Here is a 16,016-nt window from a genome sequence, read left to right on the forward strand (position 1 = left end):
ACGTGGCGCCGCGTCCTCGCTCGCGCCTGCGCGCTCGCATCGTCGTGGCGACACTGGCCGCCATCGGCTTCGCTGCGCTGGCCTGGGCGGCTTTCCTGCCTGACAACATGTGGCCGCTGCCGCGTCTGACCTACAACCCGTCCGACAGCGTGGCGGTCGGCTGGTATCGCATCGACCCGCGCACCGCCTCGCTGCCACGTCCGTTGTCCGTGGACAGCATCGTGCTGGTGCCACTGCCGGCCAGGGCCGCCATGCTGGCCGCGCAGCGCGGCTACCTGCCGACCCGCGTGTCGCTGCTCAAACGTGTCGGCGCGGTCGCGCCACAACACGTCTGCATCGTCGCCGGTCAGGTACGCATCGACGGCGTGCCTGCGGCCGCCGTGCTGCCTGCCGACCGGCTGGGCCGGTCGCTGCCGTCCTTGCAGCTTTGCCGCCGCCTCGAACCGGGCGAGCTGTTCCTGTTGAGCGTGACCAATCCGGCGTCGTTCGACAGCCGCTATTTTGGCCCGGTCAGTGCATCCGCCGTGATCGGCGTTGCGCATCCGGTGTGGCTGGAGTCCCGCCAATGATGGCCGCCGACTCGCTGCACGTTGCCGTGCATCTCATCGTGCCATCGGGCGTGTCGATCCAGTGGCTTTCCGGCTGTTGTCGCGCGTGCAGTGCAAGCGCATCCGCGCTGCACTTCGCGCTGCCTTCCCATGTGCAGTCGTCTTGCCTCGAACGCGCCCGGCCTGCGGCCGTCGCCGCGTTCGCCGGCGTGCTGGCTGCAAGCAACGCAGCGCCGCCGCGCCGCCGGTGCCTGGAGCGTCAGCGGAAGGCAAAGGCGGAAGGCAAGACAAAAGAACGCGGCACCGGGCCGCGTCGAAAGACTGTCTGCACATGGGGGTGGCGCGGCACGGAGCGGCTTTGCCGCCGTGCCGCGTTCGGCGCGAAAGTTGCGCCAATGCAGGCATGTCCGCGTGCTTCGCACGACAGGACACGCCAGAGCTTGCAGGGAGCGCAGCCATGACCGACCGCCGCGACGACGATTTCCGCGTGCGCCCCAGCGCCCCGAAGAATCGTGGCAAGGGCCAGAGCCAGAGCTTCGTTTCCAAGGTGCTCAAGCAGGCCGGCAAAGCCAGCAGCGGCAAGTCAGCGGTGCACCGTCCTGGGGCGGCAGGCACCGGCCAGCGCCCCGGCTCGCGGCTTGGGCGCGGCCATACGGCGGCGCGCTTCGCCGGGGCGAAGCTGGCGCCCATGTCCCGGCGCGCGACCATCAAGACCTTGCTGGTGAATCATCAGCGGACCAGTCCGCAGTCGCTCGCCAAGCACCTGCGCTACATCGAGCGCGACGGCGTGGGCCGCGACGGCGAGCCGGGCCAAACCTACGGGCCGCAGACCGATGCCGCCGACCTCGACGCCTTCAAGGAACGCTGCGCCGACGATCGGCACCATTTCCGCTTCATCGTCTCGCCCGAGGACGGGGCCGAGCTGGACGACCTGCGCACCTACACCCGGCATCTGGTGAACCGCACGGAAGCCGATCTGGGCACGCGGCTGGATTGGGTGGCGGTCGATCACTGGAACACCGACAACCCGCATACCCACCTGATCGTGCGCGGGCGCGACGACACCGGCAAAGACCTCATCATCGCGGCTGACTACATCGCCCACGGCTTCCGCCATCGGGCCGCCGAACTGGCGACCGAATGGCTGGGGCGGCGCACCGAACTGGAGATCCAGCAGACCTTGAGGCGCGAGGTGGAACAAGAGCGGTGGACGAGCCTGGATCGCACCTTGCAGCGCGAGGCCGGCGACGATGGCCGAGTGCGGATCGAACGCTTCAACGAACCGCACTTGCAGCGCCAGCGCCTGCTGCTGATCGGCCGCCTGCAACGCTTGCAGCGCCTGGGCCTGGCCGACGAGACGCAGCCAGGCTGCTGGGCCATCCATACCGATGCCGAGAAGACTTTGCGCGCCCTGGGCGAGCGTGGCGACATTATCCGAACGATGCAGCGGGCCATGGGCGGCCAGCCGCGCGAGCTGGCGGTGTTCGAGCCGGGCCAAGATGCCGATGGAGGTGGCCGCAGCATCATCGGCCGCGTGGCCGCGAAGGGGCTGGCTGACGAGCTGCACGACCGCAGCTATCTGGTCATCGACGGCGTGGACGGCAAGGCCCACTACGTCGCGCTCAACGCCCACGACGAACTGGCGAACTACCCCACGGGCGCCGTGGTGGAGGTGAAGGGATCGGCCGACGTGCGTGCGGCCGACAGGAACATCGCCGCGCTGACAAGCGATGGCCTGTACCGCACCGATCATCACCTGGCCATCGAACAGGGCCGGGCCACGCCCGGACGCGACCCTCAGGAGGTTGTCGCCGCCCACGTCCGGCGGCTGGAAGCGTTGCGCCGGGCTGGCATCGTGGAGCGTGTGGCAAAGGGGCTATGGAAGGTGCCGGACGACCTGCCCGAGCAGGGCCGCCAGTACGACGCGCAGCGCCTGGGAGGCGTGGCGGTGGAACTGAAATCGCCCCTGCCCATCGAGCGGCAGGCCCGCGTCATCGGCGCGACCTGGCTGGATCAGTAATTGATCGGCGGCGGCCGTGGGCTGGGCGACCTGGGCTTTGGTGGCGACGCCAAGCAGGCGATGCTGCAGCGCGCCGACTTCCTGGCCGAACAGGGGCTGGCCGAGCGACGCGGGCAGCGCGTGATCCTGGCCCGCAACCTGCTGGGCACGCTGCGCAATCGGGAACTGGCGTAGGCCGCCAAGGACATTGCCGCCGACACCGGCCTGGAGCATCGACCCGTAGGGGACGGGCAGCGCGTGGCCGGTATCTACCGGCGTTCCGTCATGCTGGTGAGTGGCCGTTACGCGATGCTCGATGACGGCATGGGTTTCAGCCTGGTGCCGTGGCGGCCGATGATCGAACAGCGGCTGGGGCAGCATCTCACCGCGACGGTGCGTGGTGGCAGGGTGTCTTGGGAGCTTGGGAGGCAACGTGGGCCTTCTGTAGGTTAGCTAGCCACGTATGTTTCTATGGCTGAACCCGCATGGGATCAGCCTTCAGCGATATCAACGTTCAAACCGGCGGCTCGCCATGCCGGGAAGCCACCCGACAATTTCACCGCGTCATGACCTCGTGTGCGAAGTAACGCCACAGCTTCAGATGACAGTACGCAGTATGGATCTCGGCAGTATGCAACTATCGGAGAACCTGTCTTCAACTCCTCTAGCCGACTAGCTAGTTGATCCAGAGGAATATTGATGGCGCCGGGAAGGTGTCCGTCTGTGAACTCATCACTGGGGCGCACGTCCAGTAGCACCACGGCCTCTTCAGATAGCCGGCGCAGCAATGCTTCAACTGTAAGACCTTCCAGCTTGTCGCGCTCATGCAGGCTATCCATGGCGACCTGTGCGATTTGGCTGCGCTTGTGTTGAACGAATTTCCAGAGCGCGGTGGTCAATTCAGCCACCGGCGCATCATCCAGGGCGTAGATGACATGCTTACCTTCACGCCGGGTCGCCACAAAACCAGCGCGCTTAAGGAGCTGCAGATGCTGGGAAGCGTTTGCCAGGGTCAAGCCACAGCGTTCGGCTAACTGCTCCACCGAACTCTCACCTTGGGAGATGTGGTGCAGAAGCATCAAGCGGTGGGCATGCCCCAACGTCTTTGCGACATCGGCAAGATCGGCGGGATCCTTGAAGACTGATGACAGATCGTGAGTGCTCATTGACAGCATGGTACACTCACTCTATCGTTCAATCAATCTCTTGATTGTTTTATCGTAAGCCTGATCAGGCTCTTCCCCGAATCACGTCAATCTGGATGTCATTGAAATGAATCCCTACCTCACCAATGAGAATCTGCATGCCTTGTGGGCATGTCTGGTCCTGGCCGTCGCTGCCAGCAGCATCGCCATCACCATCACACACACCGAAGTTTTCGCGCCGCTGCGAGCGTGGACGCAAAAGCTGGGGCACATGGTCGGTTATCTCTTCCAGTGTTTCTATTGCATGAGTCACTGGGTGGTCTTTCTCGGCATCCTGATTTACCGCCCGAGGATTCTTAGTAGCGGAAGTCTTCTAGCCGATCTTGTCGTTTCCGCATTCTTCACTCTTACGCTGAGTGCCTTTGTTAGCGGGATCTTTTTCAAGGTTTTCCTGACCGCCATGGCCATGAAGGTTCGAGAAAAAGAAGTCAAAGAAATCATGGCGAAGAAATGACTAATGCCGGGAGTGATCGAAGCGATCGCCGCCATTAAGTTTTTGCGCTATTAACCAAAAGAAGTTGCTCTATGCCAATCCTACTAAAGCGGAAAATCCTTCCGCTACTACTTGTTCTCGCCCTATGCACGACGGCGGCGTTCTACCGCACGTCAGATGTAAATGCGGGTTCCTCTGAAGAGGGTTCGCTTGCAACAGTTACCGTCAAGCCTGCAGCAGAGGAAACAGTGACCGATTGGGAGGAATATACCGGACGGCTCGAAGCGCCAGAACGCGTGGAGGTTCGCTCGCGTGTAGCGGGAACGATCGCAGCAGTTCATTTCAAGGACGGTGAGCAGGTGGCCCAAGGTCAGCTTCTCTTTTCAATCGACCCTGCACCATTTGAGATAGAACTACAGCGCATGCAGGCGATGCTCTCCCAAGCACGCGATCGTGTGCAATTCACTAGGAAGGAATTGGAGCGAGGTAAACGTCTTGTGGAGGTCAATGCGATCGCACGTCGAGATTTCGATGCACTGCAACACGATGCGCAAGAAGCGCGTTCTTCGTTGCAAGCAGCCGAAGCAGGCGTAAAGCGCGCAGAACTGGATTTGGCTTATACAAAAATCGTTGCTCCCATTTCAGGAAAAATATCAAGAGCTGAAATTACCAAAGGGAATTTGATCAAAGCTGGAGAAGATGCCTCTCCTCTTGCATTAATCGTTAGCCAAAGTCCCATCTATGTCTCTTTCAATGCCGATGAACGCACATATCTTCGCTACTACAGTAATCCGAAGAGCGCTCACGACACATCGGTCAGGGTGGGGTTGATCGCCGAAGAAAACTATCCGCATAGCGGAACCTTGGTTTCCGTTGACAACCAACTGGATACGCGATCTGGAACGCTCCGGATGCGCGCATTACTGCCGAATACGGATGGCGTCATGATTCCTGGCCTGCAAGCCCGGGTGCGCCTCCAAACTGGAGAACCCTATCGGGCGGTGCTGATCGACGAGGCGGTTATCGGCACCGATCAGGACAGACGCTTCGTCCTTGTCGTCGACGGCCAGGGTCAAGTCGAGCGGCGGATTTTGACGCTCGGCAGCCGCCAGGGTACGCAACGGGTAGTACTGCAAGGCTTGCGTGCTGCAGATCTCGTAATTGTCGACGGGGCACAACGCGTTCAGCCAGGTCAGAAAGTAAAGGCAGATGTTCCTCCCAGCCCGGGTGTTGATGAGGGCGTGCGGGATTGATATGAACATTTCGAAGTTTTTTATTGATCGGCCCATATTCGCAGGCGTTCTGTCCACGCTGATTTTTTTGTGCGGGCTGATTGCCTTATTCCGTCTGCCTGTCTCTGAATATCCCGCAGTCGTCCCTCCGTCTGTCGTAGTTCACGCGCAGTATCCGGGGGCCAATGCCACGACGATCGCTCAAACTGTCGCAGCACCCATTGAGGAGTCAGTCAATGGCGTGGAGCACATGCTCTACATGCAGTCGCTGGCAAATGATGACGGTAATCTCTACCTTACCGTGACGTTCAAACTGGGAACCTCTTCGGATCAAGCGCAGCAGTGGGTTCAGAATCGCGTTTCCCAAGCGCTTCCACGTCTGCCCGAAGAGGTGCAGCGTTTGGGCGTCACAACCGTAAAAAGCTCACCGAACATTACGCTTGCGGTTCACCTGGAGTCTCCCGACGGCCGGTTCGACGTTAATTACCTTAGCAACTATGCGATTCGCAATGTCAAGGACGAACTGGCGAAGATTGAAGGCGTTGGCCAGGTAACGGTATGGGGGCCGGGCGGCTACGCCATGCGTGTCTGGCTCGATCCCGCGGCAGTCGCCGCACGTGGCCTCACCGTGTCCGATGTCATCGCTGCGATCCGAGAGCAGAATTCTCAGGCGGCAGTCGGCAGTATTGGCGCGGCGCCCACGGTGGCCGACGCGCCCTTGCAGATGACAGTCAGTACCGATGGCAGATTGAGCAGTCCGGAACAGTTCGGCAATATCGTCCTGCGCGCCGATCAAAGCGGCCGGACGACTCTGTTGCGGGATGTGGCGCGCGTGGAGCTGGGCGCGGAAAGCTACGGCATGCGCACCTATCTGAATGAGCGAGAGGCCGTGGCGGTTGCCATTCAAGAGGCACCGGGAGCCAACGCGCTCAAGATTGCATCTGACGTTGAGCGCACGATGGCGCGGCTCAAGCAGCAGTTTCCCGACGGACTGAATTACGAGATCGCCTATAACCCGACCAAATCGGTGGAGGCGAGCATTGAAGCGGTGGTTCACACGTTGCTCGAAGCGATCGTTCTCGTGGTGATCGTGGTGTTCCTGTTTCTTCAGACCTGGCGTGCCTCGATCATCCCTCTGCTGGCGGTGCCGGTGTCCATTGTCGGAACCATGGCCTTCCTGCATGCTTTCGGATTTTCTATCAATGCGCTTTCCCTGTTCGGCTTGGTGCTTGCCATTGGTATCGTGGTGGACGATGCCATCGTTGTGGTGGAAAACGTCGAGCGAAACATCGAAGCCGGCATGCCCCCTCGTGAAGCGACCTACCGCGCCATGAAAGAGGTAAGCGGCCCAATCATCGCAATTGCGCTGACGCTTGTGGCTGTTTTCGTTCCTCTGGCTTTCCTGTCTGGATTAACGGGGCGGTTCTACCAGCAGTTCGCAGTCACGATCGCCGTCTCGACCGTGATCTCTGCAGTCAATTCCCTGACGCTATCGCCGGCCCTGGCATCGCTGCTGCTGAAACCGCATGGGGCGCAATCGGACTGGTTGACCCGGCTCATGCATCGAGTATTCGGGCGCTTCTTTGCTTGGTTCAATAGCGCCTTTTCTCGCAGTTCGGAACGCTATGGCCAGCGCGTGGCATGGCTAGGGCGGCGCAAGGTTCTTGTTGTCGCCGTTTACGCGGTGCTCGTGGCAATCACGGTTCTTCTGAGCCGAAGCATTCCAGGTGGGTTCGTCCCCTCGCAGGACAAGGAATACCTGATCAGCTTCGTCCAGCTTCCCGCAGGCGCATCGCTCGATCGAACGGACGCTGTTTTGAAGCAAATGAATGAGGTTGCCAGGGCCGAACCCGGAGTGGCACGCACCTCGTCATATGCAGGGCTGTCACTCAACGGAACCACCAACAGCGCAAACTCCGGGCTGACTTTTATTCTCTTGAAACCCTTTTCGGAGCGATCCGGACTCAGTGCCGACGACATCGCAGCATCGTTAAACGGAAAGTATTCAAGCTTGGAGAAAGCCGCGTTCGCAGGCGTGTTCTCCGCGCCACCTGTTATGGGCCTGGGCTCTACTGGCGGATTCAAGCTCCAGTTGGAGGATCGAGGCAACCTTGGCTATGACGCGCTGTTCGAGGCCACACAGGAATTCATGGCGAAAGCCAGGGCCGCACCGGAGCTGACGTCGCTGTTCTCGACCTATCAGATCAATGTCCCCCAGTTGCATGTGTCCATCGACCGCATTGCGGCCAAGCAGTATGGGATATCGGTCGCGGACATTTTCCAGACGATGCAGGCCAATCTTGGATCGTTTTACGTCAATGACTTCAACATGTTGGGACGCGTGTATCAGGTTCGCGTGCAGGCAGATGGCAGGTATCGCGCTCATCCCGAGGATGTGCTCAAGCTCCAAGTCAGAACGGCAACCGGAGAGATGGTGCCCCTGTCCACGGTAGCTTCCATCGAGCAAAGCTATGGCCCCGAGCTAGTCACCAGGTACAACGCCTATACCTCTGCCGATGTCAGCGGATCGCCGGCACCAGGATATTCGTCTTCGCAGGCCATGGCGGCGATAGAACGCATCGCGGAGCAAACCCTGCCTTCAGGCATCGAGTATGAATGGACGGATCTGACATACCAGCAGATCATCGCGGGCAACAGCGCGCTTTGGATCTTCCCTTTGTGCGTGTTGCTGGTCTTTCTTGTCCTTGCTGCTCAGTACGAAAGCCTGACACTGCCCCTGGCCGTGATCCTGATTGTCCCTATGAGCATTCTTTCCGCGCTCCTAGGCGTTTGGATAACGAAGGGGGACAACAACATCTTTACGCAGATCGGTCTGATCGTGCTGGTTGGACTGGCATCCAAGAACGCGATTCTGATCGTGGAATTTGCCAGGGAGCTGGAGATGGCGGGATGGCGCACGCTGGATGCGGTTCTCGAAGCATGCCGTCTCAGACTTCGCCCGATCCTAATGACATCTCTTGCCTTCATCATGGGCGTGATCCCTCTGGTCATCTCTACCGGAGCTGGCGCTGAGATGCGACATGCAATCGGTGTGTCGGTATTTTTCGGCATGCTGGGCGTGACATTCTTTGGCCTTTTCTTGACGCCAGTCTTCTATCTTCTTGCTCGAAAACTATCGTCGGGAAAGCTGCATTCTGCCGCTCAACATGAGCCCCCTGTGACGCTGCCACACTCGGCTATAGATCAGAAGGGGGAATAAATAATGAAAGCCAGAGGAAATATAGAATTTCGAATTCTATGTCTTGCCATCTTGGCATCAGTAACGACGGGCTGCTCCGTGATGCCAACTTATGAACGCCCGACATTAAATGTCCCCGGCAGCTACAAGGAGGAATTTACGCCATTGCTTGAGGGCAAAGAGGCCGCTGGAGATTGGAAGCTCGCTGAGCCGGCGCCTGAGGAATTAGCCAATACTGACTGGAGTGCATTTCAAGACGAGCAACTAACCGATTTGCAGTCGAAGGCACTTTCAGATAATCAAGATATCGCCGCAAAAATAGCACAGCTTGGCCGCGCCAGAGCTCTAATAAAGGACGCGCAGGCAGCCTATTACCCAAGTATCTCGGCAAGTACTGGCCCTACAAGGCAGCGAATTTCGAGTACTGGTCAATACCTGTCAGATGGAGACCCAGGAATATCTCAAAGTTATTGGCGAGCACAGGTGTCAGTAGCCTACGAGGTAGACCTTTTCGGGAAAAACTCGTCGGCGGTTGCTGCCACGCTCGCGGATTATGAAAGCAAGCAAAATGATCTGGCAGCTTTGAAACTCTTGGTTCAGGCTGATGTGGCGAGCACCTATTTCCTGCTTCGACAGTTAGATAGTGAGATTCATTTAACTCAAGGCGCTGTCGCGAACAGAGAAAACACAGTAAGCCTGATCGAACGGAAATTGGTTGAAGGCGTTGTAAGGCCAGGCGTCCTGTCCAGCGCCCAGGCGGAATTGGCAAAATCGCGGGCAGCATTGACTGCAATACAACGTCAACGTGCGATTGTGGAGCATGCATTGGCTGCTCTCCTTGGCCGAGCGCCTAGCGATTTTTTCTACGACAGTCATGAGCAGCGTTTCATCACCGTCCATATACCGCCAGGCTTGCCATCATCATTGTTGGAACGCCGGCCAGATATCGCCTCTGCTGAACGACGGATGGCTGCTGCCAATGCGGAAGTCGGCGTCGCAAAGGCTGCTTATTTCCCCGCGCTGAATCTGACCGGATCTGCCGGTTATGAGTCATCCAGCTTAGGGAATCTATTCAATTGGTCACAGCGAACATTTCTATTGGGGCCGTTGGTGGGGGCTGCTCTTAGCTTGCCAATTTTTGATGGCGGAAGACGCGAGGCAACTATTGAGCAAGCGCGAGCACGGTACCAAGAAGAAGTCGCTGCATACAGAGGAACCGTACTCAAGGCTTTCCGAGAAGTCGAAGACAGTTTGGTGTCGATACGAACGCTTGATGAAGCAATAGAGCAACTCCGCCTGGCACAGGCGGCAGCCCAAAGCGCATCAAGCGAAGCGCAGAGCCGGTTTGAAATTGGCGACAGTGATTACCTCTTCTATCTCGATACACAGAGAACCTTGATTGAGCAACAGCTAGAACTAGTGCGTGCTCAGGGAGCCAGATTACGAGCTTCGGTGGATCTTATACGTGCGTTGGGTGGCGGTTGGAGACAATTGAATTGAGTTTCAAATGACAACTCAAGTAATGCGGAGCGACATTCGGGATATCCAGGGACTGCCAGGAGGAAAGGACGCTGAGTTGCCTCTTCTATCCAGTCAGACTGGTCAGGCTCTATTCGAGCTTAAGAGCTAGTTTATGGAATTTCGTCATCTTCGCTGCTTTATTGCTGTAGCAGAAGAACTCCATTTTGCCCGCGCTGCTGAACGGTTGCATATCGAGCAGTCTCCGCTATCACGCACCATCAAGGAGTTGGAAGAAGACCTGGAAGAACAGTTGTTCATCCGTACCAGCCGCAGCACGCGGCTGACACGAGCGGGCAAACTGTTCCTGGAGCATGTTGCGGTTCCACATTACCTGCACACGGCTTTGTCCGTAGCTGACCTGGCTGTTGTACTTGCCCAGGATGCGCGAGCCCTGCGGGATCAGCAGAAACTTGCCGGTCGCCGTGTCATAGACCGGCTCCGTCACCGTGGCGATGACATCGCCTGGCAGGTCGGACTTGATGCCCGTAAGCTGACCTTTGCTTGCCCGGCCAACCTGAAATCCGACCTCGACCGCTACGCCGCGCTGCACGCGCAGGCGTATGGCGAGGCCGTGGATGCCACGACGCTGATCCCGCATATGCTGGAGGCGTTCATGGGTGGGGATCGGTGGTTTAAAAGAGAGCAGAACAAAAAATCTGCCATCGAACCGTGATGCCGGCGCATAAATCGTCATCAGCAAACGCGCGTCAACGATCGTTCTCGCCTAGCTTGATGAACAGCGACCAGCACGCCATCGCGATGATGAAGATCGCGAAGAACTGCGCGGCCGGGAGAAATCCCAGGTGCTGGGCAGCGTAACCTGCAGCCATTGCTAAAAGCGCGTTGGGCAGGTAGCTGGCGATGTAGAAGGCCGAAACCAGTCCGGCGCGTTCCTCCGTCCGCGCCTGTGTCACCAGGCTTCGCAGTACGCCCAGGAATCCACCACCGAACCCGATGCCCGTCGGCAGCGATCCCAGCAGGATCAGCGTCGGGCTGTGCAGCACCGTGCCCGCCAAAACCAGGCTTGTGCCAGCAATGATCGTCAGACTGGCCCAACGACGTGCGTGCGCCGCAGACCGGTTGCGCAACAGCAGTACCGCTGCCGCTCCCGCTAGTGTCATGACCCCGACGGCAGCGCCACTCAGCCATACCATGGACGGGGTGGACGCCATTTCATGGAAGAGTCCTGGCAACAGCGAGAGAAACAGCGCGCCCAAACCCCAAACCGCCACATTCAGCGGAAGAATGCGCACGAAAGTCGAGCGCAAGCCACGCGGAATCTCTATCCTTGGCCGCAGCGACCAGCCATTGCTGCGGCGATCAGGGAACGTTTCTGCGGACACCAGCGTCCGGACGAGCTGAATCAGGCTGATGGCTAGTGCAATGCCGTACACGAGGCGCAAGGGCAGTGGTGCGAACTGGACCAATGCGCCAGCCCCAAGCGCGCCCACGGCCATGCCGACCGTAGGCGCCAGGCTATTGATCATCGCCCCAGCCTTCTGATCCACATCCAGCAATGCTGCGGCCACGGCGGTGGTCGCGATGCCAGTGGCGAAACCCTGCACCAGCCGCGCGGCAACCAGCCAGTGGCCGCTGTCCGCAACCAGGAACATGACCATCGCGACGCACTGAACAACGAGTGCCGCCACGATCACCGCGCGCCTGCCGAAATGGTTGGACAGTGCGCCCAAGAAAAGCAGCGAGAGCAGCAATGCGCCGACGTAGGCTGCAAAGATCACACTGATCAGGAAGGCCGAGACTCCCCAACTGGCCTGATACAGCGGAAAAAGCGGGGTCGTCATGCTTGACGCCGCAAAGAACAGGATGATGGTCAGGCCGTGCAGCGCCAAAGAGGCAGTTGTGCCTCTGCTGGCTGGCCGTGTGTGCTGAAGCGTAGTCATAACATGTCGCCTTCGATAAAAGCTAAAATATTGCTTTTGATGCGCCACTCTACCACTAAAGCTAATAAATTGCTTTAGTGGTGGTGGATGTTGAGGCGGCAGCTATCGGGACACACCATGAAAGATGTAGGGCAATCCTCGAAGAATCAGACGGATGCAACCCAACCGGGAGGCAGCCGTCCCGGTGGCCGTGCCGCACGCATTCAGGCAGTCGTGCTGGAAGCGGTCGAATCGCTTAAGAAGGAAAAGCCCTCAGCCGAGATCACCGTGCCGATGATTGCCGCGCGGGCAAATGTGACGCCTTCGACCATCTACCGCCGCTGGGGCGGCGTGGCGTCGCTGCTTGCCGATGTGGCTGTGCGTCAATTTCAGGCCGACGCGCTGCCGCCCGACAGTGGCGACTGGCGCCAGGATCTGTCAACATGGCTAGAGCAGTTTGTCGACGAGATGGGCTCCGGGCCGGGTCGTGACTTGCTGCACGAAGCGCTGGCGCTGGGTAATACTGAGCGGGCGGGACAATGTACAGAATGCATCCTCAGCACCTTGGACAGCATCATCGCCAGAGGGGTGGAGCAAGGTGCTGTGCCTCCAGACTCGCAGAGACTGCTCGATCAAGTGGTAGCGCCGGTGATATATCGCATCCTGTTCACGCCTAAGTCACCAGATATCGCGTACGCCACGGGCCTGCTGGATGAGTGTCTTGCGCAAGCGGCATCACGGTCGGCACGAAAAACAGCGTGACAAGCAGCCGTAAGACGATGTAGCGATTGCTGACGATTTGCTTGTCAACTGCTGCTCAAGCCAGTTCCAGCGTGAAGCGGGGATGGCCGGCGATGACCTGGCAGATTTGCTCAAAATACGTCGGGCCTTTGCCAGCCTCCAAAGCATGCAGCGCACCCAGCCAGTGCTGGTGGTTGAAGGTATCGGGGTGGGCCAGTTTGTCGAGGTAGTGGGCGCGCGTTGCGGCGTGTCCGAGCTGTGTGCGGCTGTGCTCGGCATTCAGCCAGCGCAGCTTAACCGGCACATGGCCTTGCGCTGCGCCATACCCTCCGTAGAGCATGTCGTCCAACGCATCAAGGCTGACGCCCAGTTCCCAGTCTTCCTGCGCCATGAAGACGCGATTGATCTCAGCGTAGAAATCCGCGATGCCATCTATGCGGGCGCCGTCGATCATCAGTGTGCGTTCGGGAGAGTCCGTTTGATTCATAACTCAGTAGCTATAAAGTGAAGCCACCTTGTTGATCAAAGTGGCGACAGGTTGGTGGATTACCCTGCGCGCCTCAATGCATCGCTGCAGCCTCCGCAAGCTGCGCCGGCTCCATCAGCGCAAAGGCCGAGCGCATTTCGCGTGCTTCCTCGCCGGGGCTGCGGCCAAACAGGCGCTTGAACTCGCGGTTGAACTGCGAGGGGCTTTCGTAGCCGACGCGCACCGCAGCGCCGGCTGCGGTGACATGGTCGCGGATCATCATCAGCCGCGCCTGGTGCAGCCGTACCGACTTGATGTACTGGATGGGCGAGGTGGCGGCCACGGCCTTGAAATGCGCATGGAAGGCCGGCACGCTCAGGCCCGCCTCGCGCGCCAGCACCGCCACGTCCAGCGGCTGGGCGTAGTCGGTGTGGATGCGCCGCAATACCCGCGCGATGCGGCCGAAGTTGCCATGGCTGGCCAGGGCCGCGCGAATGGCGCCGCCTTGCTCGCCCAGCAGCACGCGAAAGCACAGTTCCCGCACGACGGCAGGCCCCAGCACGCGTGCTTCAAGTGGCGAGCGTAAGGCCCGCAGCAAGCGCACAGTGGTATCGGCCAGCGCAGCGTCCAAGGGCGTCGAGACGATGCCGGCGGGTGCCGTGGACGTGGCGCTGGCTTGTTGATCGACCTCGATGACCAAGTCGGCTACCGCGGTCATGTCCAGGCGCACTGACACCGCCAGTAAGGGCTCGTCGGGGCTGGCATCGGTTTCGGTGGAGAACGGCAGCGGCACCGACAGCACCAAGTAGTGTTGAGGGTCGTAGTCATAGACCCGATTGGCAAGATAGCCGCGCTTGTGGCCCTGGCAGACGATGACGATGCTCGGCTCGTACAACACAGGTGTGCGACCCAATGGCCGGTCGGAGCGCATCAGGCGCACGCCGTCGAGCAGCGAGCGGGTATGGCCTTCCTGCGGGGCCAGTTGCCGGATTAATTCGGCCATTTCCGTCTGCCGTGACAGATCGGGTTGCGCATGGGGCATGCTGTTACCTTCGTGTAATGATGATATGGCTATATTTTTGCATCATATTGCCTGTTAAAGGTGGTCAATAAGTAGGATTGGGCAATGATGCAAGAGGTATCGACCTAGTCCGTCCAGGCCCTTGTCTCTACGATTTCACCTTGTTCTTACCCCCTTGGCTTGCCCTTGCGCTAGCCAAGAAAGCACAAGGAGAAATCATGTCATCCACCGCATCGGCCACTACCAAGGTCATCGTGCTCACCGGCGCCAGCAGTGGCATCGGCGAGGCCACGGCCCGCCATCTGGCGCGGCAAGGCCACCACCTTTACATCGGCGCGCGCCGCCTGGACAGGCTCACCGCCCTGCAGGATGAACTGTGCGCCGAAGGCTGCCATGTTGAGGCGGTGCAACTGGACGTCACACGCCAGGAAGACCTGCAAACCATCGTCGCTCGGGCGCACGCCGAGCATGGCCGCGTCGATGTGCTCATCAACAATGCAGGCGTCATGCCGCTGTCTCCATTGGCGGCGCTCAAGGTTGACGAGTGGAACCGCACGCTGGACGTCAACGTGCGCGGCGTGCTGCATGGCATTGCCGCCGTTCTGCCGATCATGCAGGCGCAAGGCTATGGGCACATCGTCAATATCGCCTCGGTCGGCGCACATCAGGTGTGGCCATCTTCGGCGGTCTATTGCGCCAGCAAGTTCGCGGTGCGTGCCATCTCCGATGGCCTGCGCCAGGAGACCGATGCCATCCGCGTCACGCTGGTCAGCCCCGGCGTGGTCGAGTCTGAACTGGCCGACCACATCACCGATCCCGGCGCACGGGAGGCCATGCGCGACTTCCGCCGCATTGCCTTGCCGCCGCAGGCCGTTGCGCAGGCGATCGCCTACGCGATCGCGCAACCCGATGGCGTGGACGTGAGCGAGCTCATCGTGCGTCCCACGGCCAGTCCGTACTGATCGCTGAATCCATTCACTCCCAAGGAGTTTTTCATGTCGGAAACAAGCATTCCGTCCCAGGCCACGCCCTTTGCCGGGCGTGTGGCCATCGTCACCGGTGCGGCCAGCGGCATCGGACGGGCAACCGTCGAGCTGCTGCATCAGCAGGGCGCGCGCGTCGTCGCGGTCGGCCGTGGCGACAACGTCAATGCGCTGGCGCGCGAGGGCATCGTGCCGGTCGTGGGCGACGTGGCCAAGGAGGCCAGCGCCGCGCTTGCCGTGGACACGGCGCTCGAGCAATTCGGCCGCCTGGACATCCTGGTCAACAACGCCGGCATCATCATCAATCGCCCGGTGGCGGAGATGAGCCTGGAAGAGTGGAACCACGTGCTGGCGGTGAATGCCACCGGTGCCTTCCTGTTCTCCCGCGCCGCCATGCGCCCGATGATGGCCGCCGGCTCCGGCGCCATCGTCAACATTGGCTCCTACGCCTGCTACCAGAGCTTTCCCGGCATTGCCGCCTATGCCGCGTCCAAGGGCGCGTTGGCGCAATTGACCCGCACGCTGGCGCTGGAAGCCATCAGCCACGGCATTCGTGTCAACGCGGTCGGCTCGGGCGATGCCGTCACCAACATCACCAACGCCATCCAGCCCGATGGCCAGGCTTATCTGGCCGAACACGGCCGCAAGGCGCCCATTGGCCGCGCCGCTCGTCCCGAGGAAATCGCGCAAGTTGCCGCCTTCCTGGCTTCGGATCAGGCCAGCTACATCGTTGGCGCGGTGGTCATGGCCGACGGCGGCATGAGCGTAGCCATTCAGTAACGCAACCC

The 16,016-nt window shown here is 60.0% G+C and carries 14 protein-coding genes and 3 pseudogenes; 12 read left to right on the forward strand and 5 right to left on the reverse strand.

Annotation, left to right across the window (positions count from 1 at the left end; genetic code table 11):
• Positions 1–2 precede the first annotated feature (2 nt).
• From EV679_RS11990 to EV679_RS12000, 3 genes and pseudogenes are all read left to right on the forward strand, one after another.
• A complete protein-coding gene (locus EV679_RS11990; protein WP_130487352.1) occupies positions 3–569 on the forward strand; it encodes a S26 family signal peptidase in 567 nt (188 codons plus the stop codon).
• Positions 566–1,009: a hypothetical protein gene (locus tag EV679_RS11995; protein ID WP_130487353.1), complete on the forward strand. Its 444-nt coding sequence runs from the start codon at positions 566–568 to the stop codon at positions 1,007–1,009. The genes EV679_RS11990 and EV679_RS11995 overlap by 4 nt, the downstream gene beginning before the upstream one ends.
• Positions 1,006–3,000: pseudogene (locus tag EV679_RS12000) on the forward strand (relaxase/mobilization nuclease domain-containing protein). The gene EV679_RS11995 and the pseudogene EV679_RS12000 overlap by 4 nt, the downstream one beginning before the upstream one ends.
• A 38-nt stretch (positions 3,001–3,038) precedes the next feature.
• Here EV679_RS12000 and EV679_RS12005 read toward each other — a convergent pair.
• Positions 3,039–3,713, reverse strand: a complete 675-nt coding sequence (locus EV679_RS12005; protein WP_068370981.1) for an ArsR/SmtB family transcription factor — start codon at positions 3,711–3,713, stop codon at positions 3,039–3,041.
• Between the two features lie 106 nt (positions 3,714–3,819).
• Here EV679_RS12005 and EV679_RS12010 point away from each other — a divergent pair, with 106 nt between their 5' ends.
• From EV679_RS12010 to EV679_RS12030, 5 genes and pseudogenes are all read left to right on the forward strand, one after another.
• Entirely contained in the window at positions 3,820–4,206 is a 387-nt protein-coding gene (locus EV679_RS12010) for a DUF1360 domain-containing protein (protein WP_068370512.1), read from the forward strand.
• Positions 4,207–4,277: 71 nt separating this feature from the next.
• Positions 4,278–5,438, forward strand: a complete 1,161-nt coding sequence (locus EV679_RS12015; protein ID WP_068370514.1) for an efflux RND transporter periplasmic adaptor subunit — start codon at positions 4,278–4,280, stop codon at positions 5,436–5,438.
• A gap of 1 nt (position 5,439) precedes the next feature.
• The gene (locus tag EV679_RS12020; RefSeq protein ID WP_068370984.1) at positions 5,440–8,637 is read left to right on the forward strand and encodes an efflux RND transporter permease subunit; all 3,198 of its coding nucleotides are present in this window, start codon (positions 5,440–5,442) and stop codon (positions 8,635–8,637) included.
• A 3-nt stretch (positions 8,638–8,640) separates the two neighbouring features.
• Positions 8,641–10,116, forward strand: coding sequence for an efflux transporter outer membrane subunit (locus EV679_RS12025; RefSeq protein ID WP_130487354.1), 1,476 nt, complete (start codon positions 8,641–8,643; stop codon positions 10,114–10,116).
• Between the two features lie 133 nt (positions 10,117–10,249).
• Positions 10,250–10,453 (forward strand): annotated as a pseudogene (locus EV679_RS12030) (LysR family transcriptional regulator); the annotation flags it as partial.
• Here the strand turns inward: EV679_RS12030 and EV679_RS12035 are convergent.
• Positions 10,394–10,627, reverse strand: a pseudogene (locus EV679_RS12035) (TrbI/VirB10 family protein); the annotation flags it as partial. The pseudogenes EV679_RS12030 and EV679_RS12035 sit on opposite strands and share 60 nt — an antisense overlap.
• On the opposite strand from EV679_RS12035, the gene EV679_RS12040 reads away from it, so the two are divergent.
• Entirely contained in the window at positions 10,595–10,810 is a 216-nt protein-coding gene (locus tag EV679_RS12040; protein ID WP_083969589.1) for a DUF2274 domain-containing protein, read from the forward strand. The pseudogene EV679_RS12035 and the gene EV679_RS12040 sit on opposite strands and share 33 nt — an antisense overlap.
• A 34-nt stretch (positions 10,811–10,844) precedes the next feature.
• On the opposite strand, the gene EV679_RS12045 is transcribed toward EV679_RS12040, so the two are convergent.
• Positions 10,845–12,038 (reverse strand): MFS transporter, encoded by a 1,194-nt coding sequence (locus EV679_RS12045; protein ID WP_278043809.1) that lies wholly within the window; start codon positions 12,036–12,038, stop codon positions 10,845–10,847.
• Between the two features lie 117 nt (positions 12,039–12,155).
• Between EV679_RS12045 and EV679_RS12050 the strand changes: the two genes are divergently transcribed.
• Positions 12,156–12,779 carry a TetR/AcrR family transcriptional regulator gene (locus EV679_RS12050; RefSeq protein ID WP_207224927.1) on the forward strand — a complete coding sequence of 208 codons (624 nt, stop codon included), beginning with the start codon at positions 12,156–12,158 and terminating at the stop codon, positions 12,777–12,779.
• A gap of 55 nt (positions 12,780–12,834) precedes the next feature.
• Here EV679_RS12050 and EV679_RS12055 read toward each other — a convergent pair whose 3' ends face one another.
• Together EV679_RS12055 and EV679_RS12060 are read right to left on the reverse strand one after the other, a co-directional pair.
• Positions 12,835–13,245, reverse strand: coding sequence for a barstar family protein (locus EV679_RS12055; RefSeq protein ID WP_130487356.1), 411 nt, complete (start codon positions 13,243–13,245; stop codon positions 12,835–12,837).
• Between the two features lie 73 nt (positions 13,246–13,318).
• Positions 13,319–14,266 (reverse strand): AraC family transcriptional regulator, encoded by a 948-nt coding sequence (locus EV679_RS12060; protein ID WP_242611480.1) that lies wholly within the window; start codon positions 14,264–14,266, stop codon positions 13,319–13,321.
• A gap of 197 nt (positions 14,267–14,463) precedes the next feature.
• Here EV679_RS12060 and EV679_RS12065 point away from each other — a divergent pair, with 197 nt between their 5' ends.
• Positions 14,464–15,207, forward strand: coding sequence for an SDR family oxidoreductase (locus tag EV679_RS12065; protein ID WP_130487357.1), 744 nt, complete (start codon positions 14,464–14,466; stop codon positions 15,205–15,207).
• A 33-nt stretch (positions 15,208–15,240) separates the two neighbouring features.
• The gene (locus EV679_RS12070; RefSeq protein ID WP_130487358.1) at positions 15,241–16,008 is read left to right on the forward strand and encodes an SDR family NAD(P)-dependent oxidoreductase; all 768 of its coding nucleotides are present in this window, start codon (positions 15,241–15,243) and stop codon (positions 16,006–16,008) included.
• Positions 16,009–16,016 lie beyond the last annotated feature (8 nt).

The sequence above is a fragment of the Kerstersia gyiorum genome (genome assembly GCF_004216755.1).
GTDB lineage: Bacteria > Pseudomonadota > Gammaproteobacteria > Burkholderiales > Burkholderiaceae_B > Kerstersia > Kerstersia gyiorum.

What these genes read in the sequence shown, in the direction of transcription:
- EV679_RS12070 (WP_130487358.1), top strand. Translation starts at nt 15,241, where the DNA reads ATGTCGGAAACAAGCATTCCGTCCCAGGCCACGCCCTTTGCCGGGCGT.
- EV679_RS12010 (WP_068370512.1), top strand. Translation starts at nt 3,820, where the DNA reads ATGAATCCCTACCTCACCAATGAGAATCTGCATGCCTTGTGGGCATGT.
- EV679_RS12025 (WP_130487354.1), top strand. Translation starts at nt 8,641, where the DNA reads ATGAAAGCCAGAGGAAATATAGAATTTCGAATTCTATGTCTTGCCATC.
- EV679_RS12015 (WP_068370514.1), top strand. Translation starts at nt 4,278, where the DNA reads ATGCCAATCCTACTAAAGCGGAAAATCCTTCCGCTACTACTTGTTCTC.
- EV679_RS12020 (WP_068370984.1), top strand. Translation starts at nt 5,440, where the DNA reads ATGAACATTTCGAAGTTTTTTATTGATCGGCCCATATTCGCAGGCGTT.
- EV679_RS12045 (WP_278043809.1), bottom strand. Translation starts at nt 12,038, where the DNA reads ATGACTACGCTTCAGCACACACGGCCAGCCAGCAGAGGCACAACTGCC.
- EV679_RS11995 (WP_130487353.1), top strand. Translation starts at nt 566, where the DNA reads ATGATGGCCGCCGACTCGCTGCACGTTGCCGTGCATCTCATCGTGCCA.
- EV679_RS12005 (WP_068370981.1), bottom strand. Translation starts at nt 3,713, where the DNA reads ATGAGCACTCACGATCTGTCATCAGTCTTCAAGGATCCCGCCGATCTT.
- EV679_RS12060 (WP_242611480.1), bottom strand. Translation starts at nt 14,266, where the DNA reads ATGCCCCATGCGCAACCCGATCTGTCACGGCAGACGGAAATGGCCGAA.
- EV679_RS12065 (WP_130487357.1), top strand. Translation starts at nt 14,464, where the DNA reads ATGTCATCCACCGCATCGGCCACTACCAAGGTCATCGTGCTCACCGGC.
- EV679_RS12055 (WP_130487356.1), bottom strand. Translation starts at nt 13,245, where the DNA reads ATGAATCAAACGGACTCTCCCGAACGCACACTGATGATCGACGGCGCC.
- EV679_RS12050 (WP_207224927.1), top strand. Translation starts at nt 12,156, where the DNA reads ATGAAAGATGTAGGGCAATCCTCGAAGAATCAGACGGATGCAACCCAA.